We start from the raw sequence: 25,160 nt of genomic DNA on the forward strand, positions 1-25,160 counted from the left end.
ACGTTGCCACAGGACGTGGCGTTCTTAGTCTGCGTTCATTCGTGAGCAAGGCGCTTGCGCTTTTGTTCTTTAAATTTCAATAATGATCGGCAGGATCATTGGTTTACGCTTTGTTTTTTCAAATAAAAACTGTCCAAGTGATTTTTTGATGCTCTGCTTGATGACATTCCACTGGCTTTTATCCTGTTCAGGAAGCTCGTTGACGGTCTTTTCGGCAATCCGGTTTATGTCTCTCAGCAGGTCTTCGGATTCCCGTGCATAAATAAAGCCCCGGGAGATGGTATCCGGCCTTGATATCATTTTACGTTCACTCTTGCTCATGGTCAGCACGATCACAAGCATGCCATCTTCGGAAAGCTGCTTCCTGTCGCGGAGCACAATGCTGCCAATATCACCGACACCCACTCCATCCACATAAGTATCACCTGCAGGGACCCGCCTTGTCTGACGTGCTTCCCCGTTTTCAATATCAACGACATCCCCATTTTTAATGATAAAAGTGTTCCCCTTTTCAACACCGATTGATTCAGCAAGCAATTTATGATGATGAAGCATTCTGTATTCACCGTGAATAGGAATAAAATATTTCGGCTTCATCAATGTGAGCATGAGCTTTAAATCCTCCTGGTAGCCATGCCCGGACACATGCATTCCTGTGGAGCTGCCTGAACCGTAAATCACTCTTGCTCCCAGTTTAAACAGGTTGTCAATGATTTTAGAAACATCCCGTTCGTTCCCTGGGATTGGGGAGGCAGCCAGAATCACCGTATCTTCAGGATGAATTTCAGCGTCACGATAATTTCCGGAAGAAAGGCGTGAGAGGGCAGCCATCGGCTCACCCTGGCTGCCGGTACAAAGTATGCAAACCTTTTCAGGAGCGAGATTCATGGCCTCTTTTGGGTTGATGATCATTCCCTCTGGTACGGTCAGATACCCTCGTTCAATGGCTACATCCACCACATTCACCATGCTTCGGCCAAGCAGGACAAGCTTCCGGTTTGCTTTAATGGCCGCAGCGACCACCTGCTGGACACGGCTCACATTGGAGGCGAATGTGGAGATGATGATTTTGCGGGGTGCTTTCATAAATGCTTCCTCAATGTTCTCCCCGACAATATGCTCGGTAGGCGAAAAGCCGGACCGCTCTGCGTTTGTGCTTTCTGAGAGAAGTGCGAGGACTCCTTCCCGCCCGATCTCAGCCATCCTGTGGATATCAGCATGCTCCTGATTTACAGGTGTCAAATCAAATTTAAAATCACCGGTATGGACGACATTTCCTTCTGGTGTTTTAAACACAATTCCCAGACAGTCCGGTATGCTGTGATTCACTTTGAAGAAGCTGACGGCTATCTCACCAAAATCAAGTTTAGTATCAGAATCAATGGTGATCAGCTCGGAGTCACCAAGCAGGCGATGCTCCGTTAGCTTTAATTCAATGAGGCCCAGTGTAAATCGCGTGGCATACACAGGCATATTAATTTTTTTCAGAAGATAGGCAACTCCGCCGATATGATCCTCGTGTCCATGAGTGACAATCAGGCCTCGTATTTTTTCCCTGTTTTCCTCAAGGTAAGTGATATCCGGGATGATCAGATCAATCCCCAGTAATGTCTCATCAGGAAATTTCCCCCCGGCGTCTATCACGATAATATCGTCATCATATTGAATCACATACATGTTTTTGCCAATTTCATTGATGCCGCCAAGAGAAAAGAGGGATAACTGCTTTCCGATTGACTCCATATGTACATCCTCCCGTTAGTCTTTTTTCTTAGCATTCCCGAATGGGCGTGCATTATCATGGGATTGCACCTTAACGGCAAAATAAGAATTTTACCCCTTTAAATCAGCAAATTAATCATTGACATAAAATACTGAAGCATGCATAATAATTCTAATCTTATGAAAATACCAACAGCATTGACAGGGAATCAGTAAATAGAACTCAGGCAAGAAGAGAGCGGGATTCACCGGCTGAAAGGTCCTGCAGCCTGCAAAGCTATTGAACCTAGCCCTTGAGCTGCCAGGCAAACCTGGCCGAATTTCCGGCGTTATAGGATTTTTAAAGCGGGCACTTGCAGTGTGGAGTGCCAATGAAGGTGGTACCGCGAAAGACAAAGCTCTTCCGTCCTTTTTTTAGGGATGGGAGGGCTTTTTTTATTCCGCTTCATGAAGCGGGCGAACGTTTTTTAACTTAAGGGTGGTGTCTTAGTGAAGAAGGAACGGATTGTTGTGAAAATAGGAAGCAGTTCGCTGACTAATAACAATGGCGGATTGTGCATGGAAAAGCTGGAGGGGCATGCAGCTGCCCTTTCACGGCTGAAGGAGAAGGGGCATGAAGTTATTTTAATTTCATCCGGAGCCGTTGCTGCAGGGTTTGCGGATCTTGGCTATCCTTCACGCCCGGTGACCATAGCCGGAAAACAGGCAGCCGCCGCAGTGGGCCAGGGGTTATTAATGCAGGGATATACGGAAGCATTCAAAAAGCATGGCATCGTTGCAGCGCAGTTGCTGCTGACTAGGCAAAACTTCCTTCATAAGGAGCAATATCAAAATGCACATGCCACATTGTCTGAACTATTGAAGCGGAATGTACTTCCGATCATTAACGAAAATGATTCTGTATCAATTGAGGAGCTGGCCTTTGGTGATAACGATATGCTGTCAGCACTTGTCTGCGGGCTGGTACAGGCACACCGCCTGATCATCCTGACAGATGTGAATGGAATTTATGATTCCAATCCCCGCACAAATTCAGAAGCAAAAAAGTTCAATTTTATTTCAGAAATAACCGAGGAATTGATGAATGCTGCTGCAGGGTCAGGCTCAAAGGTGGGAACCGGCGGAATGGTGACAAAGCTTGCGGCGGCAAGGACAGCTCTGGCACTGGGTGTGCAGGTTTTCATAGGTGTCGGGCATGGTGAGGAAAAGCTGATTGAGATCCTTGAAGGCAAAGGGGATGGGACTTGTATTGGCACGGGGTCACAGCCGAGTGTCAAAACCTCCAAGCAGTGGCTTGCGCTGCATTCTGTTCCGAATGGGAAAATAGAAGTGGATCACGGTGCTGCACAGGCCATAGTAACTCAGGGAAAAAGCCTTCTGCCTGCAGGTGTGACCAGCATAACAGGCCATTTTCATATTCAGGATGTAGTGGAAGTGATTGGCCCAAAAGGAGATTTGATCGGCAAGGGGCAGGTTAACTTCTCATCCGATGAGCTTCGGGCTATTAAAGGGCTATCCAGTGCGGAAGCCATGCAGCTGGCCGGGAGTGACAGCCGGGTTGTCATTCACCGGGATCACTGGGTAACCCAGAAAAGAAAGGAGAAAAGTTCATGGAGTTAATTCATAAAGGCCAAAAAGCGAAAAAGGCAGCGGCAGAGCTGGCGAAAAAGACGACACAGCAAAAAAATCGTGCGCTCGAACTGATCTCAGGACAGCTGATGCAGGAAAAGAATTTTATTTTAACAGAAAATGATAAGGACCTGGACGAAGGAAGGAAAAATGGAATGAGCGATGCTTTATTGGACCGTCTGAGGTTAAATGAAGCCCGCATTGAGGATATGGCAGACGCACTTCTCCAGCTTGTCCGGCTGGAAGATCCAGTTGGGGAGATTATTTCCGATTGGGAACGCCCGAACGGGCTTGAGATAACACAGGTCCGGGTCCCGCTTGGAGTTGTCGGCATGATCTATGAAGCGCGTCCCAATGTAACGGTCGATGCATCCAGCTTATGCTTGAAGACAGGCAATGCTGTTATGCTGCGAGGAAGTTCAACTGCCATTCATTCCAATAAAGCGATTGTGCAAGTGATTCATCATGCTTTGGATAAGAGTGACCTGCCGCGTGAAGCGGTTCAGCTTATTGAAGATACAAGCCGGGAAACTGCATCAGCTATGTTCAGGCTGAACGATTACCTGGATGTCCTGATTCCGCGGGGAGGAGCAAAGCTGATCCAGACAGTTGTTGAACAGTCCACAGTCCCGGTGCTTGAAACTGGTGCCGGCAATTGCCATATCTATATTGATGAAAGTGCTGCTAAGGAAATGGCGATTAGCATAGCGGTTAATGCCAAAACACAGCGTCCGTCCGTTTGCAATGCCTGCGAAACGATCCTTGTTCACAGAGATTGGCAGGGGCTGAACGATCTTGTTAATGCGCTAAAGGAAAAAGGGGTTGTGATTCATGGCGGTGAAGGTGTCAGCGGGGAAGGAATCATCCCGGCCGTGGAAGAGAATTGGGCCGCTGAATACCTAGGCTTGGAAGTCGCAATGAAAGTGACGGAAAGCGTGGACGAGGCCATTACTCATATCAACCGCTTTGGGACAAAACATTCTGAAGCGATTATTTCATCACACCCGGAAAATGTGCAAAAATTCCTGAATGAAGTCGATGCAGCGGCAGTTTACCATAATGCATCCACCCGTTTCACAGATGGCTTCGAGTTTGGGTTCGGAGCTGAAATCGGCATCAGCACCCAAAAGCTCCATGCCCGTGGTCCGATGGGGCTGCCGGCACTGACATCGACGAAATATATTGTGAAAGGGAATGGGCAGGTGAAGAAATAAGCTGCCATAACTTTTTAAAACTCTTGACCTATTTTCCTATTTATTGGTGCCTCTTAGAAATGAATGGTAAGATACATTTAGGTGAATGCGATGAAAATAAAGACATTATTTATTGCTCCTTATCCTGCTATGCTTCCATTAATTGAGGAATGCAGGAAAGAGGAAAAAGAACTGGACATTAAAATAGCAACTGGAAATCTGGGGCAGGCACTCCCCCATGTGTATAATGCCGAATCTGAAGGTATTGATATGATCATCAGCAGAGGTGGAACCGCAAAGCTGATCCAACAGGAAACAAATATCCCTGTTATCGATATTCAGGTATCCGGGTATGATATGCTTCGGGTGTTAACCCTTGCCAATGATTTTCCAGGTAAGAAAGCGATTGTGGGCTTTTCCAACATAACGCTTGGTGCCAAAACGATTACTGACATATTGGATATTGGTATAGAGGTTTTTACGATTCAAAAGGAAGAGGAAGTAGAAACCCTTGTTCTGGAACTGAAATTCAAGGGTTTTGAATTGATCATGGGTGACGTTGTAACGATGGAAGCTGCTGCTAAAGCAGGTCTCGAGGGAATCCTGATACAATCCGGCCGTGAAGCAATCTTTGATTCGTTCCAAAAAGTGAAATCGGTGTATCATTCTTTTCGCAGAAAACAGCAGGAAAACGACCTGCTTCGGGCAATCATAAAGAAGAATACTGATAATATTATCATTTTGGACAGTAATGCTGAATGTGTCTTTGAACAATGGAATACTTTTTCCTCTCCTCCCATTCTCGTAAGTGATATACAGACTCTTGTACACCGGAAGGGAAATGCAGAGTCTGTTGAAATGATAGAAGGTATTAAGGGAGACATGCTTAAAGTTCAGGTTTCAAACCTTGAAATTGCGAATGAAATCTATACTCAATTCATTATTAAAGAGCTTAATCATATGAAGAGTTCTTCAGAAGATCTTAACGTGGAATCAGTGTCGCAGCTGCCGATGATCATCAATGAGAGTGACGCAATGAAAGATTGTCTGGCTGCTATTTCTGCAGGAATAAACCGAAATTTATGGCTTTTAATTGGTGCTGCCGGCACTGGAAAAGGATTATTAGCGCGCTATATCCATTACTTAAAGCATCAGGGGGCCGGGTTGCTGCTTTCTATACATGCAAAGGAAACAAGAAGAGGTATGGATCCCTTTGATGACGACGTCCGATCTATATATGTTTACGGCGCTGAGGACATATCAGCAGAAGAGAAGCCCCATTTGTTAAAGCAGTGTCAAAGCTGGGCAGAATCAGGGAAAGAAGTAATTCTGTCCATGCCCAGTGAAATGCAGGAGTTCTATTCCCTTCTTTATAATGAAGAAGCCGTTCGCATCTATATCCCCTCTTTATTAGAACGCAAGGATGATATAAGAGCTTTAACAGCTTACTTTATTGCCCATTTTCATCAGCAGTATGGAACCTCCGCTGTAAAAATCAGGGAGGATGCGATGGAGCTGCTGGAGCAATATAAATGGCCTGGCAATACGGCTGAGCTGAAAGCATTCCTTTTTGATGTCTTAGCAGCTGAGAAAGGTTATACCATCAGTAAAGAGACTGTTTCAAGACAGCTGAATCTGAAGCACAGGCCAGTTCAAATTGAAGACAGTCTGTTAAATGGAACGTTGGATCAGATTGAAAAACGAATTATCGAAGCAGTTATGGAAGAAGAAAACCAAAATCAAACAAAGGTGTCAAAACGGTTGGGCATTAATCGGTCGACATTGTGGAGGAAGCTGAAGCAGTAGTATTCAGCTTCTTTTTTTTGTTTAATAAGTGTTTAAAATTGCAACAAATAATATAAATCTAGAAAATACCAAACTATATTTCTGTGAAAAGTGTTGAATTTTGCATTGAAAGCGTTTAATATAAAGCTGTAATCGTTTTCAATAATGTTTAAAATTGAAACATATATAAAGGGGATGTTAAAATTATGAAGATCAAAGCAACTCTTGAACGAATTCCAGGCGGAATGATGGTAGTTCCGTTGCTAATTGCAGCAATACTTAATACTTTTGCACCTGACTTGCTCCGTATCGGAAATTTTACTCAAGCATTGTTTGTTGACGGTGCATCAGCTTTAATCGCTTTATTCCTGCTATGTACAGGTGCTCAAATTAACGTAAAATCATTTGGTGTTTCAATAGGAAAAGGGGCAACCCTTTTAGCTACGAAGTGGGTAGTAGGTGCGGCATTCGGGTTAATCGCTTACATGTTTGCAGGTGAAAATGGCCTTTGGCTGGGTTTGGCTCCAATTGCAATTATTGCAGCTATGACGAACAGTAATGGCGGCCTATTCGTCGCACTTGTCGGCCAGTATGGGAGCAAGGAAGACCGTGCAGCTTATTCATTGCTGGCACTAAATGACGGTCCGTTTCTAACAATGGTGGCCCTATCCATATTTGGTGCTATGGGCTTTGTTGATGGCATGTTCTCACTGCAATCCTTCATTGCCGTACTGCTTCCAATCCTGGTTGGTATGGTATTGGGTAACCTGGATGAAGAAATGCGCGGATTCCTTGATAATGGAAGCTCCATGCTCATTCCATTTTTCGCTTTCGCCCTTGGAATGGGGATTGACTTCGGTGCCATTGTAGAAGGTGGTCTATCAGGTATTATCCTTGGCCTGTTAACAGTATTCGTAACGGGTACAGCTGGGTATCTAGTGTTCAAAGCCTTTAAGTGGAATCCAATTGTAGGTGCTGCTGAAGGTTCAACGGCCGGAAATGCTGTAGCAACACCAGCTGCCATTGCAGCCGCAAGCGCCGGGTTTGCACAGTATGCTGAATTGGCGACAGTTCAGGTTGCTGCATCTACTGTGACAACCGCAATTCTGCTTCCGCTCTATATAGCGTTTTTGGTTAAGCGTCTAGAGAGAAAAGGTTATGAGTTTAATGAAGGAAAACTGAAGAAAGTTAATGGTTAAGGATGTGGTTCTTGTGTCTGAAAAATTTGGCATTATCGCGGATGATTTGACTGGCGCTAATGATTCAGGAGTGCAGCTGGCGAAAAAAGGGCTGACTGCCACTGTTATGATGGATCTTACCGGGAAAAACATTCAATCTGACCCTGATGTCTTAATTGTGGATACGGACAGCCGTGCAAAAACACAAGAAGAAGCATATGAAGCAGTAGAAAAAGCTGCTTCTCTTCTTTTTGAAAAAGGCTATGCTCATGTCTATAAAAAAGTGGATTCAACTTTGAGAGGAAATATATCAGCTGAACTGGCAGCGCTTGAAAAGGTATATCAGCCGGAAATCGTTGTTATTGCCCCAGCATTTCCCAAAATGAATCGTACAACGGTATCTGGACATCATTATGTAAATGGTGAACTGATCACAGAAACAGAGTTTGGAAGGGATCCAAAGACACCTGTAACGGAAAGCTTTCTTCCTCACATGTTAAAAAAGGATGCAGGAATGGATATTGCATTGCTTGATCTGGCTTTGATCCGCGGGGACAAAGCAAAACTCCTTAAATTCATTGAAGAAGTTTTAGCGGCGGGTAAGAACTGGATTGTATGCGACAGTGAAAGAGAAGAGGATCTGCAGGTAATTGCCGAGATTTTCACAAGCCTTCAGAAAAAAACGGTTTGGACTGGTTCTGGTGCTCTAGTTGAATATTTACCCGAAGCATTAAAGCTTAAATCTCATAATGAAAATGCTCATGAGGAAAATAACATCAGGAAAACACTCACAGTTTCAGGGAGTCTGTCACAGGTTACAAGAAAACAGCTTTCCCGGATTAGAGAAATTGATCAATCTTATTTCGCAGAAATCAATCCTATCCAATTGGTTGATCAGTCAATAGATTTTGAAGAAGTCATTGAGAAAATTGGACAAAATCAGGATAATACCCATTTTGTTGTTTATGTAGATTCTTCCGATCAGAATCGGGATGCAGCCCGTATAGCGGGAGAGGCAATAGGATTATCAGGGAATGAGATTGGCGAACGGATTGCCATGGGACTGGGGAAAATTGCAAACAGACTTGTAAATAAGTTCCCGGAACTCGACGGCTTGATTTTAACAGGCGGGGACATTGCAAAAGCTGCTTGTTCAGAATTGGGTATACAGGAAATGGAGCTCTATGCAGAAATAGAGCCGGGTCTCCCTTTTGGCCGGCTGCGCAGCAGGAAAAAAGGCTATTGGGCTGTAACAAAAGCAGGGGGATTCGGCAATGAGCAATCCCTGGTGAATGCAATACATTATATGACAAGAAAGGTTGAGTGCAATGAGTCAAACTAAACCAGTAGTAGGCATTACAATGGGGGATGCAGCGGGGGTAGGACCGGAAATAATTTTAAAAAGCCTTGCCGATGCTGAAATGTATGAAATAAGCAACCCGCTTGTCATTGGTGATAAAAAAATTTTAGAGCGGGCCAAATCATTTGTTAACAGCGGGCTTGTTATTGAAGCGGTAAGCGCAGAGCAATTACGCGAGATCCCATATAAGCATGGGGTAGTACATTGCCTTGATTTGGACCTTCTGCCGGAAGACCTCCCAATTGGGCAGGTGTCTCCGGAGGCTGGGAACGCAGCATTTCAATACTTAGCCAAAGCGATCGAAATGGCAAAAGAAAATCGGATTGATGCGATCTGTACTGCACCTTTAAACAAGGAAGCATTACAAAAGGGCGGCCATATGTATCCAGGCCATACAGAGATTTTAGCGGTTTTGACCAATACGAAAGATTATTCCATGATGTTATCCGCACCAAACTTAAGAGTTATCCACGTGACAACACATGTCGGAATTATTGATGCAGTAAAAATGATCAACCCGGAAAGAGTGTATCACGTACTGAAGCTGGCTCATGACACATTGAAAAAAGCCGGCATTGAATCACCTAAAATCGCTGTTTGCGGAATCAATCCTCATGCAGGCGAAAATGGATTATTCGGATATGGCGAAGAGGAAGAAAAAGTCGTTCCTGGAGTAGAGAAAGCACAGGCAGAGGGGATTAATGCTATAGGGCCGCTGCCGGCTGACACATTATTTTTCAGAGCTGTGCGAGGCGACTTTGATATTGTCGTAGCCATGTATCATGATCAGGGGCATGGGCCAGTTAAGGTATTAGGGCTGGATGCCGGGGTTAATATCACAGTCGGCCTTCCCATCATCCGTACAAGCGTTGATCATGGTACAGCCTTTGATATTGCCGGAAAAGGCATAGCTGACGAGAAAAGCTTAATGGAGGCAATGCGTCAGGCAGTAGAGCTTGCTCCAAAGAATAAATAGGCTTAATTTAACCTGCCCGGGGATTATCAGGCTTCCTTGGGCAGGTTTTTTTAATCGAATAACGCTGATTCTATTATTAATAAATTATAAAAATTGATATCGTTACCCTCCCGCTTAATGCTAAAATAATAGAAAAACACAAAAATGAGGACTATATGAGTAAACGGACAGGTCAAATTTCACTTGTGATTATTTCGGTTCTATTTACCTCTTATCAAACCATTTTCTCGCATGAAACGTTTTTTACTTTTGATTTTTTTCTATTTACAGGTATTGCCTGGTTTGTAGGCTGGCAGTTTGACAAAAGCAGGTACTATGCAGATAAGGCGCGGGCCAGCGAGGAAAGCTATAAAATGCTTCTGGAATCACTTCCGGTTTCCGTGCTCATACATAAGGATTTTGAAATTTTGTACGCAAACTCCTCTGCCGTCAGCGGATTGTCGGCATCAGATAAAGGTGCACTAATTGGCAGGTCGCTTCTTGACTTTATCGAAATGGACTATAAGGGCCGATTGCAGGAGCGATATCAATACATAAAGGCAGAAAAGCAGCTTATAAACAATATAGAATATCAGGTAAAACGTTTGGATGGAGCCAGGAGGTATTTTGAAGTTTCATCACTTTATGTGGAATTTGAAGGAAAAGAGGCAGTGCTCTCGATCGGAACAGATATTTCTGATAAAAAAAAGGAACAGGAACAGCTTCTGCAAAAATCGGAGAAGCTTGCACTTCTGGGGCAAATGGCAGCCGGCATCGCGCATGAAATCCGGAACCCGCTTACATCAATCAAAGGGTTTGTTCAGCTTTTTAAATCCAGCAGCCAAAAAGAAGAGTATTTTGATATTGTGCTTTCGGAATTGGATCGCATTAATGGAATCGTCGGTGAATTTTTGGTGCTGGCCAAGCCGACTGCAGACATTTTTGAAAAGCAGGACCTGACAAAATTAATCAGCGAAGTAATTCTCCTGAGCAATACACAGTCCATTTTAAATAACGTGGAAATAAAAGTAGAAAATAATCTTCATTCCCCAATGATTCATTGTGAAAAAAACCAATTGAAGCAGGTATTCCTGAATATCATTAAGAATGCGATAGAAGCCATGCCAGACGGCGGCCAATTAACTATTAAAGTCATGAAAAAGACCGGCAATACCATTTCCGTTCAATTCCTAGATCAAGGGGTAGGCATTTCGGAAGACCGGATTCCAAGCCTCGGGGAACCCTTCTATACAACAAAGGAAAAAGGAACCGGGCTGGGTCTGATGATTTGCTATAAAATTATCGAAAACCATAATGGCCGCTTAACCATCGAAAGCAAAGTTGGGGAAGGCACGAAGATGGAAATTGAACTTCCATTTGAGGGGGCTAATGTAGAAGGCAATGAAAATAGAAAAAACGTTCTGATTTAGAGAGCTGCAGTGCATGTAAAATGCACTGCCTTTTTTATCCGCAGCAAAAGTGCCACTTGCATAGAATGTTATAATTATAGTAAATAAATTAATTACGGTGATTATAGTGTTATATTTTCTTTTGCTCGGCTTTCTTTTTATAGGGGCTGTTGTATTTATCATACTGAAACAAATTAATATCAATACGGCTGCAATGGCGGCTGTGATGGCATTTGGCATTGTGACACATGGCGTTTTGCTCAATTATTTTGGAATGCCTTTCTTTTTGGGAAGCTTGGGCAAGATTCTCAGTATAGCAGATTTAGCGTTATGGCTGGCATTCCTCGTCTCTATTGGAATAACCATTTCCAAAGGAGAGTTCAAGGAGCTGCATTACTCTAATCCCATTAATCGTTTTGGCATTGGAACCTGGGTGGCCGGTACTTCGATTTGCGGCATTATGTTCTTCAGGCAGTTTGGAGCAGGTGCGGAAGCCCAGGCGCTGGCGATTCTGAATGCGGGCTTATGGATAATTTATATTTGGATCAGCATAAGAGGTTTCAAGGAACTGGGAGCTGCACCTATTGGCCGGCAGGCACATGGTGTTCTTCTGCTGACCACGGTCAGCACTCAATCTCTCGTGCTCCTTTTTAATACTGTCTTTAAAGAGGTGCCCGGCTTTCTGAATGCTGCTCTTATTTTTACTGGGTTTCTCTTTTATTTTATCAGTGCCTGGTTTATTCTGAAGCGTTATGCTGTTCGCGGATGGAATTTAGCGAAGGACTGGAATAATACCAATTGCATTTTTCACGGTGCTTTATCGATCAGCGGACTTGCCATGTTCAAGTCGGGCATCGCTGCAGGTTCGATTGCCATGTGGTTTTGGCTGGTTGTTTTCCTGGTCTTTATGGTTGTTGAGGCTATTGAAATTATAAGGCTCATTTTGCGCATTCGAATGTATGGCTTAAAAGAGGGCATCTTCAACTACGATGTGACACAGTGGAGCCGGATTTTTACTTTAGCAATGTTCTTTACGTTTACCTTTTTCATCGAGAGCCCTTTGCAGGCTATCATCCTGAATACAGGCATCTGGATCATTTTATTGTTATTGGTTATTGAAATATATTTAAGTGCTGATTCATTAAGAAGGAAACATGTCCGGATTCAGAAAGGAAAGGTCGATTTAAACGCAAGTTAAATTTGGCTATACGCAAATAAATAGAGTTATACGAAAGTAATTTCAGGCTATGCGATAATAAATATATTCCGAGTGAAGGAAAGTTTATAATTTCTTAAAAAAAGAGCCAGTCACATGCAATTTTGCAATGTGGCTGGCTTTTTAGGCCTTTTGAACGGATTTTTAATTAGGCACTTATCCTGAGTATAGGACAAGTTTGCTTCCGGGAAGGCTGAAGGTAAGGAGGCGATGTATAAATGGGTACCTTTGAAGTGTTGTCTTTGATGATCAGTTTCGGTATGTTTGTTATCGCCATGCTCCAGTTCACAGATAGAGACAGGAATTCATGAACACGCTCGCGAGCGTGTTTTTTTTAGAGATAAGAAAGGAAAATTTTAACTTCGAGAAGTGTCTAGCTCCAGTGACTGCCCCCTCGAGGTCACAAGCCTGTCCAGTTTCGGCTCCTAGGGACTCGAGACATAAGCCAATCCCTTCCAGAAGGAAAGAACACCTTCTTGCAGGGCTCGTCTTATGCTTGTCGTCCCTAAGCAGTCGCCTCCACATTTCGGTTTGTCTTGTTTCGGCTCCAAGGAACTCGGGGTCATAAGCCGTTTCGTTCCAGAAGGAAACGGCTGCTTATAGGAACCGTCTTATCCCTGAGGCCCGCAGGACAAGGAAGGCTTCGTCAGCATAATCATCGCACGACCAAAAGCGACAGCTTTTGGGAGGACGTGGCGTTCTCAGTCTGCGTTCCTTCGTGGGCAAGGCGCTTCCGCTTTTCTTAATTTGAAAGCTCCTTCTTTATGTCTTCTGCAGTTGTATCGATTTCTTCTCCCCAATGGTCATTGACCTTATTGAGCACAATTTTGCCTTTTGCATCCATAATTGCATAGCCTCTGTAGGCAGTGTCGCCATTTTTCATACCAGCCTGTTCAATGAGCTTCATATCCGGATCAGAAATAAAAGGGAGGCTTTGACCCATCTTTTCCTCCAGAGCCTGATAAAGCTCAAGCTGCTGCTCAGGCTGATCATTGCTGACGATGTACATATTGGCATCCAGATCTTCTAATTTATCCATATTCTGATGCAGCTCGACCAGCTGTTGCTGACAGAGTCCTCAGGTGTATGTTGTGATAAAGAAGAAGACACTTGGCTTGTCCTGCGGGAAGGCAACTTCATTGCCGCTTTGGTCCTTTAAAGTAATCGGTTCCTGTGCCTGATCTTTACCGCAGGCTGTCAGAACAAGAAGTACGATTGCTAATAGGAACATGAACTTTTTCTTCATATGATCTCCATTTCTTGTAGTTATTATCTTTTCATTATGGCGGACTTTTTCGTTTTTCTCAATAAAAATGCACGATTGAGCGTTTAATCATAAAACAAACACACTCCTTTTTACAAGAGTGTGCGTTTTTTTGAAATATTGAGGGTTGTTCTAATGGATGAGCTTGCTTCGCTGCACTTTATAGATGAGCTTATCGAGCTCTTCTGAGTACATGAGCGTTTCAGGGTGTGACAATCCCTTGTTTTTTCCAACAGAAATCATCTTTTTGCGCAGGACATCGATGTCGTTGTGAAGTTTTTTTATAGCAGTCGAAGGTGTGTTCATTGATTCGGCTCCTAATCCGGGGATGAAATATTATATTCTATTATCGACAAATTAACCGGCAAATAAACAGATTCGACAAAACTTATAAAAAGATTACAAGTTTCTACAATGGTGAATGTGACCCATTCAGAAAGGCTTGTATTAATATTCCTGTAATCTATTATTCTCCCAGGTTTTACATAATATTAGAACAGGGTTAATATTTCGTCACTATTCTTAATGTGTAAACCATTATAGATAGGGGACGGAGACATTGAAGAAGAAAATGATTTCGGTTATTAGTGCGGCAGTTATTGGGCTAAATGCGTTTGGAGGAGGTGCGGCTCTGGCTAAAGACATGCATAAGGACATTGTAAATGTGTCACATCGCGGGGCTTCTGCTTATGCACCTGAGCATACAATCGCTGCATATGAAATGGGCGAGAAAATGCATGGGGATTATATTGAAGTGGATTTGCAGATGACAAAGGATGGGCATCTCATTGCGATGCACGACGTGACGCTGGACCGGACGACAGATGGAACAGGATCCGTAAAGGATTATACTTTAAACGAAATAAAGCAGCTTGATGCAGGAAGCTGGTTTAACGAAAAGTACCCGTATGCAGCAAAAGCGGATTACGAAGACTTAAAGGTGCCGACACTTGAAGAGGTTTTCAAGAAGTTTGGAAAAAATAACAGCTATTACATTGAAACAAAATCACCGGATGTTTACCCTGGCATGGAAAAGGAACTGCTGCGCCTGGTTGAAAAGCATAAGATTAATAAAGATAAACTGCTCGTCCAGTCATTCAGCCCTCAAAGTCTTAAAGTGATGAATGAATTGGACCCTTCTATTAAACTTGTACAATTAATTTCATATAAAGCGAACGCAGAAATAACTGATGCAGAGATTAGGGAAATAAAGCAGTACGCGATGGGCATTGGTCCTAATCATACGTATTTAAATGAGGAGTATGTTCAAAAGGTTGTGAACAGCGGTCTTGAACTGCACCCGTATACTGTCAACGACAAGGAAAGAATGAAGCAGCTGATTAATTGGGGAGTAACCGGTATGTTCACAAACCATCCGGATTTGCTTCATGATGTGAAAAAAGGGAGATAAATAGAAGAACTCCGTGAATCATTTCCGGAGTTTTTTTGTCTATAAACCAACACCTCCATAGTGAAAAATTGCTAAAAAGGGCTTGAACATGCTTTTTTAAAGTGATATGATTTTTATTAGTTCAAAAATCTGTCACATTTTGATTTGAGATAGCGAACCTGTCGTCGGTTAAAATGCCATCAGATTCTATTAGATTAACAGTTGGTCCTTTAAGCAGCGCATCCTGCTTGATACTAACCGTCAATCCTTCTTCAGCATACCCCAATACGGGAATGCGGGAGAGATTGGCGGTTTTTTTGTTTCAGGAAACCATCTTGAAACCGCTTTACTAAGGTATAAGTATTACGAGGGGGAAAAAGAGTGAAAAAGACAAAAAATCGGTGGCTGATTGCCGCCTCGGCCGTAGGGATTCATATCTCCATCGGTTCGGTTTACGCCTGGAGCAACTTTACCAATCCATTGATTGAGCAGTTTGGCTGGTCATCAAAGGAAGTACAGCTGACCTTCAGTTTGGCGATTCTATTTCTGGGATTGTCAGCAGCATTTCTTGGCCACTTTGTTGAAAAGCATGGACCAAAAAAGGCTGGTCTTCTGGCAGCAGGATTTTTCGGGGCCGGTATGCTTGGAGCCGGATTGGCCGTAAATATGGGTTCATTGCCATTTTTGTACATAACCTATGGCGTTCTTGGGGGAATTGGTTTAGGGGTAGGCTATATTGCACCTGTATCCACACTGGTAAAATGGTTCCCTGACCGCCGCGGATTTGCAACAGGCCTGGCCATCATGGGATTTGGCTTTGCTGCAGCGGTAGCGAGTCCTGTCATGGATGGTCTGATTAAATCTGTTGGTACTGCTAACACGTTCTTTATTTTAGGTGCAGCATACTTGATTATTATGACATTATCATCTTTATACCTAGAAAAGCCGCCTGAAGGCTGGGCACCTGAAGGCATGAAGGAAAAAGCTGCAGCCGGAAAAATCAAAATTAAACAGGATTTAGCACAGTTAACGGCGAATGAAGCAATAAAGACAACCCGATTCTATTATTTATGGTTCATGCTGTTCATTAATGTAACGTGCGGAATTGCGATTTTATCTGCTGCAAAGCCGCTGGCACAGGAAAGCATAGGCCTGACAACGGCAGAAGCAGCCACGCTTGTCGGAGTGCTTGGCATCTTTAATGGACTGGGCCGTCTTGCATGGGCATCCATTTCTGACTATATTGGCCGCCCGAACACGTATACGATTTTCTTCGTATCACAGATCGCCCTATTCCTTTTGCTGCCGATCACAAAAGAAGCGATTCTTTTCCAGATTATGCTTGCTGTTGTGTACACCATGTATGGCGGAGGATTCTCATCCATCCCGGCTTTTATCGGCGACGTTTTTGGAACGAAGCAGCTTGGCGCCATTCACGGCTACATCCTTACAGCATGGGCAGCAGCTGGTCTAGCAGGCCCGATGTTTGCAGCATGGATGAAGGATTCAACTGGAAGCTATGCTTCAAGTCTGACAAGCTTTGCCGGACTTTTTGTGTTGGCACTCATTGTGTCAATCCTAATCCGTTTTGATATGAAAAAATTGCGCAGGCAAAATGAAGCAAATGATCGTTTGGCAAGTTAAATTTTAATAATAACAGCATTCAAGATAGATAGTGTCTAGCTCCAGCGCCTAGCCCCTCGGGTCATAAGCCAAATCACTCCAGAAATCAGGACAAGGAACGCTTCGTCAGCGATACATCGCCCGACCCAAGCTTGCTTAGGGAGATTTCCTGCGTGATTCGTCTTATGCCTGCCGGACTTGCACAGGATGTGCTGGCTTCAACGTTCGCCACAGGACGTGGCGGTTTTTAGTTGAAGTTCATCTGAGCAAGGCGCTTCCGCTTTTCTATTGGTATGGCACTTGGCAGCGACCCTGCTAAAGACTAACCGCCGCAGAAATCAGCATCTAGTATTTAGAGGCTTTTTGCGGCGGTTTTTTATGAAAAAAGGGAAAATTTAATCCATTTACCCATATACAATAATAAATGCAACTTAACCATTGAGAATTAAGAGATTCAGGATCTCTATTAAATAGAAAAAGATAAAGGAGTGTTTCAGATGGGAAAAACAAAACATCCAGGACCTCAGAATAAAAAGGCCATGCCGGATCCAAAGCATTGGGTGAGTCCGATTCCGTTCGGGCTTGGCAAAATAAAGCCAAAGCATATGAGGGATACAGCAAAAATCCTATGGGAAAACAAAGATAATATCGGCTATGCCACAAATATACTGACAAAAGGTGTCTGCGACGGCTGTGCGCTTGGCGTTTCCGGTCTTTATGACCAGACGCTTAAAGGACCGCATGTTTGTACAACACGTTTAAATGTTCTTCGTTTAAACACAGCCGGTGCGATTAAACCGGACATTTTGCATGCTGATATTGATGAGCTGCGCAAATATGACAGCACGGAGCTTCGCAAGCTAGGCCGCATCCCTTATCCGATGATCCGCAGAAAAGGGGAGCGGAAATTCTCCCGGATCACTTGGGATGATGCGATGAACATGATTGCTGAAAAAATGAAGGTGCTCGATCCAAAGCAGTATGCGTTCTACCTGACGAGCCGCGGAATTACGAATGAATCCTATTATGTGGGCGCAAAAGCAGCCCGCTTCCTGGGAACGAATCATATCGATAATGCAAGCCGTATTTGCCATTCTCCTTCTAAAACCGCGTTAAAGCGTTCCATTGGAGTAGGTGCTTCCACAGCCAACTACCTTGACTGGATCGGAACGGATGTCCTTTTATTCTGGGGAAGCGTAGCATCCAACAGCTCGCCAGTATCATCCAAATATATGCTTGAAGCGAAAAAGAACGGCACAAAAATTATCGTCGTTAATCCATATAAAGAGCCGGCGATGGACAAATACTGGATTCCATCAAATCCTGAATCAGCTTTATTCGGCACAAAAATCGCTGATGACTTTTATCAGGTCAACATCGGCGGAGACATTGCCTTTATGCACGGCATCATGAAGCATTGGTTCGACATGGAGAAAGCGGAGCGCGGTTCTGCCATCAACCATAATTTTGTGAACGAGCATGTGAATGGCTACGAGGATTTGAAAAAGAAAGTGAAAGAGCAGCTATGGGAAGATATTATTAAATCTTCCGGTGTAACGAAAGAGCGTATCATTGAGCTTGCGGAACTGCTTGCGAACAGCAAAAATGCTGTCTATGCATGGGCTCTTGGCCTGACCATGCATTCTTTTGCGACAGATAATATCTCACAGGTTGCGAATCTTGCGCTGCTTCGCGGCCATCTGGGCCGAAAGCATAATGGTTTGATGCCATTCCGCGGCCATTCATCTGTACAGGGAAGCGGTGAAATGGGTGCCGATCCATTCGTATTGCCTGGCGGTGACTTTTATGGAGACAATTTTACCCGCATTCAAAATCTTTGGGGCTTTGAGCTTGAGAAATGGCAGGGTGATATTGTCGGGGTGACACTGGAGAATATTCTGCTGCCTGAAGACCATGAACGGAAAATCAAGCTTTACTATCTATCAGGCGGTAACTTCCTTGAGACAATGCCAGATCCTGATTTTATCGAAAAAGCTCTTTCTGAACTGGATATCCGCGTTCACCAGGATATTATTTTAAATACGTCTACCCTTGTTGATGCAAAAGAAGCGGTAATCGTGCTGCCTGCTAAAACAAGGTACGAGCAGGAGGGCGGCGGTACCTCCACTTCAACGGAGAGAATGGTGTACTTCAGTCCTGAAATTGAAGGAAATAAAAACAAAATTGAAGAAGCACGCGAAGAGTGGAAAATTTATATCGATCTGGCAAAACGCGTAAAGCCTGAAACTGCCCATCTTGTTGATTTTAAAGATGCACAGGAAATCCGGGATGAAATTGCAGTGGCGAACCCGAATTATGATGGCATCCAGCATCTGAAAAAAGCAGGGGATGTCTTCCAATGGGGCGGAGCATGGCTTTGCGAGGACGGCATTTGCCCGACTCCGGATGGAAAAGGCACACTGATTACAGTCGATATTCCTGACCTTGGCAAAAAAGAAGGCCAGTTCATCGTCACATCCCGCCGCGGCAAGCAGTTCAATTCCATGGTCTACAAGGAAGTGGACCCGCTGAATGGCGCCGGACGATACGATGTATTAATGAACGCAGAAGATGGAAAAGACTTAAGCATTGCAGAAGGTGAAGGCATCGTCCTTTACAACGGATTCGGTGTCTTCCAGGGAAGAGCTAAATTCGTCGATATCGCCCGCGGCAACGTCGAAGTCCACTTCCCTGAAGGAAACTTCCTATTGCCAAGAGGCCGCTACGAAAAATTCGCGGGCATCCCTGACTACAACATCACGGTTACCCTCGAAAAAGCGGACCGCTACAATGCACGCAAAGACGTGGAATACAACGAAAAACACATCGCTGAAGATGAAATTGATGCACCAGCATAAAAGGAGGGAGATGGCTTTTGGGCCATCTCTCTTCTATGTTTGAGGGGGATTTTGAAAGGAGCAGGCGATTACCGGCCAAATTTGAATATCATTCAATGAAAATGGTAGTTAATGCGGATGAATAACGCCGAAAAGTGAGCAGTCCGCTGGAAAATGGTAGTTAATCGGAGGGAATAACGCCGAAACCGAAGTAGTCCTCTAGAAAGTGGGAGTTAATCGGGATGAATAACACCGGAACCGAAGTAGTCCTCTGGAAAGTGGTAGTTAATCGGGATGAATAACGCCGGAACCGAAGTAGTCCGCTGGAAAGTGGGAGTTAATCGGGATGAATAACGCCGGAACCGAAGTAGTCCTCTAGAAAGTGGTAGTTAATCGGGATGAATAACGCCGGAACCGAAGTAGTCTTCTGGAAAGTGGGAGTTAATCAGAAGGAATAACGCCGAAAAGAGAGCAGTCTCAGGGGAAATGGTAGTTAATCTGGATGAATAACGCCTAAAATGGAGCTGTCCTAGGAAAAATGGGCGTTAATCTATAAAGTGATAAGCTAACAAGAACTGTCTGCCCAATTACCAAAATAGGCTCGTCCTCCTGCGACATCCATTATTTCCCTTCGTCATATATATTGAGGTGAAAATAATGAAGAAAATCAAACAGGCAATTGCAGCAGGAGTCATTTCTCTGGCAGTTATTTTTTCAGGGGGAGCAGTTTTGGCGGACCACGGCGGAGATAAAGAAATAGCTGTGGTAAAAAAAGGGGATACACTATATTCTCTGGCTAAGAGGCATCATCTGAGTGTAACGCAGATTAAGGAGCTGAATGATTTAACAGGTACGACCATCTATCCCGGTCAGCGTCTCATTTTATCCGGGGAAGAAGCTGGATACCATAAGATTATTGCCGGTTCTTTCAGTAAAAAAGAGAATGCGGAAAAGCGGGCAGCATTGCTGAAGAAAAAAGAAATCCCTGCCGCAATTAGCACGGCTGTCATTGATGGCAAAACCTATTACCGTGTGCAGGCAGGTGCTTTTAAGGACAGGAGGAATGCTGTGAATGGGCTGGAGACAGTCAAAAAAGAAGGAATTAAAGATGCCTTCATTCTTTCCAGCGGCGAGCTTCAAATTTTTGGCTTAAAGCCTGGAGATGCCTATGATGACATCATATCGAGAATGGGAAAGCCAAAAAAGACTGAGACACAGCTCAATATTAAAACGCTTTACTACCAGGCTGATGGTGCCGGTGTAAGGGCAACCTTAAATATGAAGGATGGTACAATTGGAAGCCTTGCTGTATATCCGGAATATTTAAGCCCGCGTATGTTACCTGCTCTTCCCTTTACGAAGGCCGAAGTTGTTAAAATGTATGGAGATGCTAACAAGACAAAAACGGTCACTTGTTACGAATCAGCCAAGTGTGAAGAGTTAACCTACCAGCTTGATCATTTCGAACTCAAAGTCCGGATTGACAGGGATCAAACCACTGTTCAATTTCTTGAAATAACCGATCTATCTTATCGATAATTCTATTTGGAGGCCTCCTGAGCCTCCGTTTTTTTTGAAGGAATATTCTTCCTTTTGAAGAATACCTATATATCTGGGTATTATTTACCAAATCAGGAGGGAAGGTTATGGAACAAAGAAAATGGATACCGATAAAGGAAATGGACGGATCAAATACGCTTGTTTGGGGTGATAAGCCGGAAGTGATGCCTGAACAGGCATTTATCTCACTGACAAGAGGGGAAGGATTAAATCTCATTCAATTGTTTATTAATCAGGTGCTGACATTATTGGTAATGAATCAGATGAAAAAAAGCACCGGGTCTACTCTATGCTGAACTGAATGGAGAACTAAAGAAATGGAAGGGAACCGGGCAGACCATGACCGTATGGGACGGAAAGCTGATGCCGAAATTCCGTAATCACAATACACATGGTTTTGCGATGAAATTTTTTACTTGGATCATCCATCGGAAAAACACAAAAAACTACTATCTTACATATTCTGTAAATGAGACAATCCCCACCGTTCCTGAGGTGAGAGAAATCTTAAGAAAATACGGCAAGTTTTATGATGGAGGTGTTCTTGCCAGGAAGGCTGCACCGCCAAAATTTGAGAAAGATAAGAAGTCTTCATAAAAACCAGCTCCAATTATGGTTTTGGAGCCGGATTTTTTTGCTTTTCTGAAGATTTACTAATCACACCCATTATTCCGCGCGTCACTAGGAAGGTCGCCAATATAGATATGAAGCTATAATAGGAATTCCATGATTTCTTATATTTGATTAACTGTGTGTGTTTTTCAAGAAAATGCTCTGCGATTGCCGAGGGAACACTAAAAATCAGGGACTTCAGCAGGATGCCCCATAGTCCGCTATTTCGGGTCTGCTGATTAAAATAAACACACGTGACAGGAAAAATGATATAGCTAAATAATACACTGACATCAAACGTTTTAAACAGATTAACCGGGTACTTGAGATAGCCTTTTCGCACTAAGAGATTATCTAAGAAGGTGGCAATATAGCTTTTCAAAAAGAACACGATAAGCCAGTCTTTTATAGGAGGCTTTCTGACCAGATGAAAAAAAGCCCCAATTCCGAAAATAAACAGGCTGCGCAGCAGATTTCGTTCAAACTTCCGTCCCAATTGCAATTTCTCCTTTTTAACCTGGTGTTACTAAAAAATCAGGTTAAGACTTTAGTATAACTTTAATGCATTCCTCTGTTTTCAGATCAAATGATTCATAACCATGCTTTCAGCTTTTCATGTGTTTCCATTGTTTCAAGGTAGCCAAAGCCTAATTCGTCCATAATTACGCCCTCCTTTTAACTGTTAATGTTTCTTCTTTCAACTGCTTTATGCGTAATTCACAGTGACGGGCAGAAGAAATAAATACCACAGGTTTCGAAAGTGGGAAATGAGCAAAATGAGTATATATCTGTAGGGAGGATTATTTATGATGAAAGAAATGGGATTGAATGAAACATAGGAGCTTCATGAGCTTCTGGTTTTTAAAAACCTGGTCTCACTAAATCGTTGGCTATGGGCGGGCTTGTTCAGGATTCGACTTTAAAAACGGTATTGCAGGACAGTGAGGCTAATTTGAAAAAACAGCTGGAAACGGATATGAAAATTACTGAAACCGCATTGAAGCTAAGTGAAAAGAGTTAATAGGTCCAGACAGGAAAAAACTTCTATTGAATCCTCGTGTAAATTATATTATTATAATAAAACAAGCTGCATTGTACGTAATCATACTAAAGTTTTAACCTTTAAGCTGAAATAGGGAGTTTAACATCGGAACAGGAATGACAAGCCTCTGTCTATAAGACAAGGAGGACAGGCAGGAATGTTTCTGCGAACACCCACTTTGAGGAGTGGTGGTTTAAAACTTTCTTATCACAGTTACGGCAAAAGCGGCTACATACTTATGTTATCAAACCAGTTTCCAATCGGGGGCTGGTTTTTTTACATATTTAAATTATAATTACTCTGTAATTAAAGCATCAGGAGGAAAAATGAAAAAACTGCTTAAAATTATTTTATGGATCATCTTGCTATTAGGAATTGCCTTTTTGCTCTTTGAAGTATCGAAGTCCAGGAACTTTCAGTTTTTCGGCGGCCTTGTTAATAAAGCAGAAACAGAGGACAAAGTCGCAGCCATGACTTTTGATGATGGACCTGGCGTTAATACCGATGAAATCTTAACGATTTTACGGGAAGAGGATGTTAAAGCCACGTTCTATTTAACAGGAAAAGAGATTGAACATCATATGGAAGATGCAAAAAAAATTGTGGGAGAAGGGCATGAAATCGGCAATCATTCCTACTCTCATTCACGTATGGTATTAAAATCTCCCACTTTTATCAAAGAAGAAATTGAGAAAACAGATGATTTAATCAGGCAGACAGGCTATGAAGGAGAAATTCATTTTCGCCCTCCATACGGGAAAAAGTTATTTCTCCTGCCTTACTACTTGTCTAAACAGGAGCGAAAGACGGTTTTGTGGAATATCGAGCCTGAAAGTTTTCCGGACATTGAAGGGGATGCAGATAAAATCACGGAGTATGTGGCGGAAAATATAGAACCAGGCTCCATCATTCTTCTTCATGTCATGTATGAAAGCCGGGAAGAGTCTCTGAAATCTGTTAAGAAAATAATTGCTTCATTAAAAGAGCAAGGATACCAAATGACCACCGTTTCGGACTTGCTGAAACATCAAAAATAGAGCTGTCTATACAGCTCTATCTCCCTTTTACCCCATACAGAATGCAGCCAACCCCGCAGATCACCCATAAGATCTTGCTTAATGAAACTTTATCAGCCATTCCGGTCAATCCAATGACTGTCGTCAAGAGAAGCACAGGCGGTCCAATAAGGGCCAGTGAACTATTCACAATCAATGCTTTTTCGATATCATTCATTTTTAAAATTAATAGTGCAACAAAGATTTCAATGCTACCGGAAATAAGGCGCAGAATGGCCATACCGAGAATCGCTTTATCAAGAAAAAGAAACATCACGTACCTCCTAAACCTTCTTGTCGTCATTATATGAGAGCTGACCGAAATGAAGGACAAGTTTTCAAAAGAAAATATTTCATAAGTATTACAAATGTTACGAATTGCAATGATTGGATGTTTTTCCAGAATCCTTAGGATGCTCCTGGAAGTATTTCTCTTTGCTTAAAGACTAAAGTATTTCTTAGACTATAAAACTTAAAAAAACCCCCTTGCAGGAATCCCAGATGGAAGAATAATGCAAAATCGGCCGAGAGCTTTTACTTAAATAATCTATTCTTAACGCGGCTGTAATCCTTTTCCATAAGGGATTCAGTAAAATAAAAGAAAGGGGGAATGGCTATGGAAAAAGCTATTTTAGATCATAATGACTTATTGGAAATGCTGGATGGATTGTTAAGAGAACCAAAATTATTCTGGGAAGATTTCTACGAAGACCGGGATAAAGAGATTCCATTTTTCAAAGTGAAAGGGCCGGATGAAAACCTGTCTGAGTATATTCAAAATGGCCTGCAGGCGGGGAAGGTACTCGAAATTGGATGCGGCCCAGGAAGGAATGCTGCTTTTCTTTCGAAGAATGGGGCACAAGTGGATGCTATTGACTTTTCTGAAAAGGCAATCAAATGGGCAGGTGAAAGAGCAAATGAAGCACAGGTAAAAATTAATTTTGAATGTGTATCTCTATTCGACTTTCATTATGAACCTCAAAGCTATGATTTTGTTTATGACAGCGGCATGTTTCATCACCTTCCGCCCCATAGAAGGCTTACATACCTGGAAATAATCAAAGCGGCACTCAAGCCTGGAGGGAAATTTGGATTGGTATGCTTTAATCCGGATGGAGCACTTCCCACGCCGGATTGGGAGGTATATCACATTGGCAGCCTAAAGGGAGGCATCGGATATACGGAGGAACGATTGAAAGAGATCTTTCAAGATGACTTTCATTTTCTGGAGCTTAGAACGATGAAAAAAATACAGCAGCCCAGTGATCTATTTGGGGAAGATTTTTTATGGGCGTGTTTGATGAGCTTAAAATAAATTCAGGAGGAGAAC

General features: G+C 43.1%; 22 protein-coding genes, 1 other RNA gene and 1 pseudogene. 18 read left to right on the forward strand and 6 right to left on the reverse strand.

Translation table 11 applies throughout. The features are described 5' to 3' along the window. Positions 1–69: 69 nt before the first annotated feature. Positions 70–1,743, reverse strand: a complete 1,674-nt coding sequence (locus CE058_RS23400; RefSeq protein WP_163145199.1) for a ribonuclease J — start codon at positions 1,741–1,743, stop codon at positions 70–72. 468 nt (positions 1,744–2,211) lie between these two features. Here CE058_RS23400 and proB point away from each other — a divergent pair, with 468 nt between their 5' ends. The 9 genes from proB to CE058_RS25290 all read left to right on the forward strand — a co-directional run bounded on the left by proB (position 2,212) and on the right by CE058_RS25290 (position 12,758). After that, positions 2,212–3,342, forward strand: a complete 1,131-nt coding sequence (gene proB, locus CE058_RS23405) for a glutamate 5-kinase (RefSeq protein ID WP_163145200.1) — start codon at positions 2,212–2,214, stop codon at positions 3,340–3,342. Next, entirely contained in the window at positions 3,333–4,565 is a 1,233-nt protein-coding gene (locus tag CE058_RS23410) for a glutamate-5-semialdehyde dehydrogenase (RefSeq protein ID WP_163145201.1), read from the forward strand. Before proB ends, CE058_RS23410 begins: the two co-directional genes overlap by 10 nt. A gap of 90 nt (positions 4,566–4,655) precedes the next feature. Further along, the gene (locus CE058_RS23415) at positions 4,656–6,350 is read left to right on the forward strand and encodes a sigma-54-dependent Fis family transcriptional regulator (protein WP_163145202.1); all 1,695 of its coding nucleotides are present in this window, start codon (positions 4,656–4,658) and stop codon (positions 6,348–6,350) included. 185 nt (positions 6,351–6,535) lie between these two features. Beyond that, complete coding sequence (locus CE058_RS23420; RefSeq protein WP_163145203.1) at positions 6,536–7,528, forward strand: 2-keto-3-deoxygluconate permease; 993 nt, start codon at positions 6,536–6,538, stop codon at positions 7,526–7,528. Between the two features lie 13 nt (positions 7,529–7,541). Next, the gene (locus tag CE058_RS23425) at positions 7,542–8,849 is read left to right on the forward strand and encodes a four-carbon acid sugar kinase family protein (protein ID WP_163145204.1); all 1,308 of its coding nucleotides are present in this window, start codon (positions 7,542–7,544) and stop codon (positions 8,847–8,849) included. Then, entirely contained in the window at positions 8,836–9,843 is a 1,008-nt protein-coding gene (gene pdxA / locus CE058_RS23430) for a 4-hydroxythreonine-4-phosphate dehydrogenase PdxA (RefSeq protein WP_163145205.1), read from the forward strand. Before CE058_RS23425 ends, pdxA begins: the two co-directional genes overlap by 14 nt. A 155-nt stretch (positions 9,844–9,998) precedes the next feature. After that, positions 9,999–11,252 carry an ATP-binding protein gene (locus CE058_RS23435; protein WP_163145206.1) on the forward strand — a complete coding sequence of 418 codons (1,254 nt, stop codon included), beginning with the start codon at positions 9,999–10,001 and terminating at the stop codon, positions 11,250–11,252. A 106-nt stretch (positions 11,253–11,358) separates the two neighbouring features. After that, a complete protein-coding gene (locus tag CE058_RS23440) occupies positions 11,359–12,429 on the forward strand; it encodes a TDT family transporter (protein WP_286168149.1) in 1,071 nt (356 codons plus the stop codon). A gap of 236 nt (positions 12,430–12,665) precedes the next feature. Further along, positions 12,666–12,758, forward strand: a complete 93-nt coding sequence (locus CE058_RS25290; protein ID WP_226618119.1) for a putative holin-like toxin — start codon at positions 12,666–12,668, stop codon at positions 12,756–12,758. Between the two features lie 431 nt (positions 12,759–13,189). Here CE058_RS25290 and CE058_RS23445 read toward each other — a convergent pair. From CE058_RS23445 to CE058_RS23450, 3 genes and pseudogenes are all read right to left on the reverse strand, one after another. After that, positions 13,190–13,510 (reverse strand): annotated as a pseudogene (locus tag CE058_RS23445) (redoxin domain-containing protein); the annotation flags it as partial. A 15-nt stretch (positions 13,511–13,525) separates the two neighbouring features. Beyond that, positions 13,526–13,693, reverse strand: coding sequence for a hypothetical protein (locus CE058_RS24900; RefSeq protein ID WP_197087752.1), 168 nt, complete (start codon positions 13,691–13,693; stop codon positions 13,526–13,528). Between the two features lie 150 nt (positions 13,694–13,843). Next, positions 13,844–14,017, reverse strand: coding sequence for an aspartyl-phosphate phosphatase Spo0E family protein (locus CE058_RS23450; RefSeq protein WP_082139027.1), 174 nt, complete (start codon positions 14,015–14,017; stop codon positions 13,844–13,846). Between the two features lie 253 nt (positions 14,018–14,270). Here CE058_RS23450 and CE058_RS23455 point away from each other — a divergent pair, with 253 nt between their 5' ends. The 6 genes from CE058_RS23455 (at position 14,271) to CE058_RS25210 (ending at position 21,718) form a co-directional block, all read left to right on the forward strand. Then, positions 14,271–15,122, forward strand: coding sequence for a glycerophosphodiester phosphodiesterase (locus CE058_RS23455; RefSeq protein ID WP_163145207.1), 852 nt, complete (start codon positions 14,271–14,273; stop codon positions 15,120–15,122). 360 nt (positions 15,123–15,482) lie between these two features. After that, positions 15,483–16,745: an L-lactate MFS transporter gene (locus CE058_RS23460; RefSeq protein ID WP_048011319.1), complete on the forward strand. Its 1,263-nt coding sequence runs from the start codon at positions 15,483–15,485 to the stop codon at positions 16,743–16,745. A gap of 476 nt (positions 16,746–17,221) precedes the next feature. Continuing rightward, on the forward strand, positions 17,222–19,582 hold the full coding sequence (locus CE058_RS23465) for an FdhF/YdeP family oxidoreductase (protein ID WP_163145208.1): 2,361 nt from the start codon (positions 17,222–17,224) through the stop codon (positions 19,580–19,582). Between the two features lie 636 nt (positions 19,583–20,218). Beyond that, positions 20,219–21,100 (forward strand): LysM peptidoglycan-binding domain-containing protein, encoded by an 882-nt coding sequence (locus tag CE058_RS23470; RefSeq protein WP_163145209.1) that lies wholly within the window; start codon positions 20,219–20,221, stop codon positions 21,098–21,100. A gap of 107 nt (positions 21,101–21,207) precedes the next feature. Next, a complete protein-coding gene (locus CE058_RS25205) occupies positions 21,208–21,417 on the forward strand; it encodes a hypothetical protein (RefSeq protein WP_286168151.1) in 210 nt (69 codons plus the stop codon). A 67-nt stretch (positions 21,418–21,484) separates the two neighbouring features. Next, complete coding sequence (locus CE058_RS25210) at positions 21,485–21,718, forward strand: hypothetical protein (protein ID WP_286168152.1); 234 nt, start codon at positions 21,485–21,487, stop codon at positions 21,716–21,718. Between the two features lie 13 nt (positions 21,719–21,731). Here the strand turns inward: CE058_RS25210 and CE058_RS23480 are convergent, their stop codons facing one another. Continuing rightward, positions 21,732–22,229: a CBO0543 family protein gene (locus CE058_RS23480; protein WP_048011315.1), complete on the reverse strand. Its 498-nt coding sequence runs from the start codon at positions 22,227–22,229 to the stop codon at positions 21,732–21,734. A 585-nt stretch (positions 22,230–22,814) separates the two neighbouring features. Between CE058_RS23480 and ssrS the strand changes: the two genes are divergently transcribed. Both ssrS and CE058_RS23490 read left to right on the forward strand, forming a co-directional pair. Then, positions 22,815–23,010: non-coding RNA, 6S RNA (ssrS, locus tag CE058_RS23485), on the forward strand. 91 nt (positions 23,011–23,101) lie between these two features. Continuing rightward, on the forward strand, positions 23,102–23,812 hold the full coding sequence (locus CE058_RS23490; RefSeq protein WP_163145210.1) for a polysaccharide deacetylase family protein: 711 nt from the start codon (positions 23,102–23,104) through the stop codon (positions 23,810–23,812). 16 nt (positions 23,813–23,828) lie between these two features. Here CE058_RS23490 and CE058_RS23495 read toward each other — a convergent pair whose 3' ends face one another. Continuing rightward, a complete protein-coding gene (locus CE058_RS23495; RefSeq protein ID WP_048011313.1) occupies positions 23,829–24,104 on the reverse strand; it encodes a YqhV family protein in 276 nt (91 codons plus the stop codon). A gap of 342 nt (positions 24,105–24,446) precedes the next feature. Between CE058_RS23495 and CE058_RS23500 the strand changes: the two genes are divergently transcribed. Beyond that, entirely contained in the window at positions 24,447–25,145 is a 699-nt protein-coding gene (locus CE058_RS23500; RefSeq protein ID WP_048011312.1) for a class I SAM-dependent methyltransferase, read from the forward strand. Positions 25,146–25,160: the final 15 nt, after the last annotated feature.

The organism is Bacillus sp. 22-7 (assembly GCF_010628845.1).
Taxonomy (GTDB): Bacteria; Bacillota; Bacilli; order Bacillales; family Cytobacillaceae; genus Cytobacillus; species Cytobacillus firmus_B.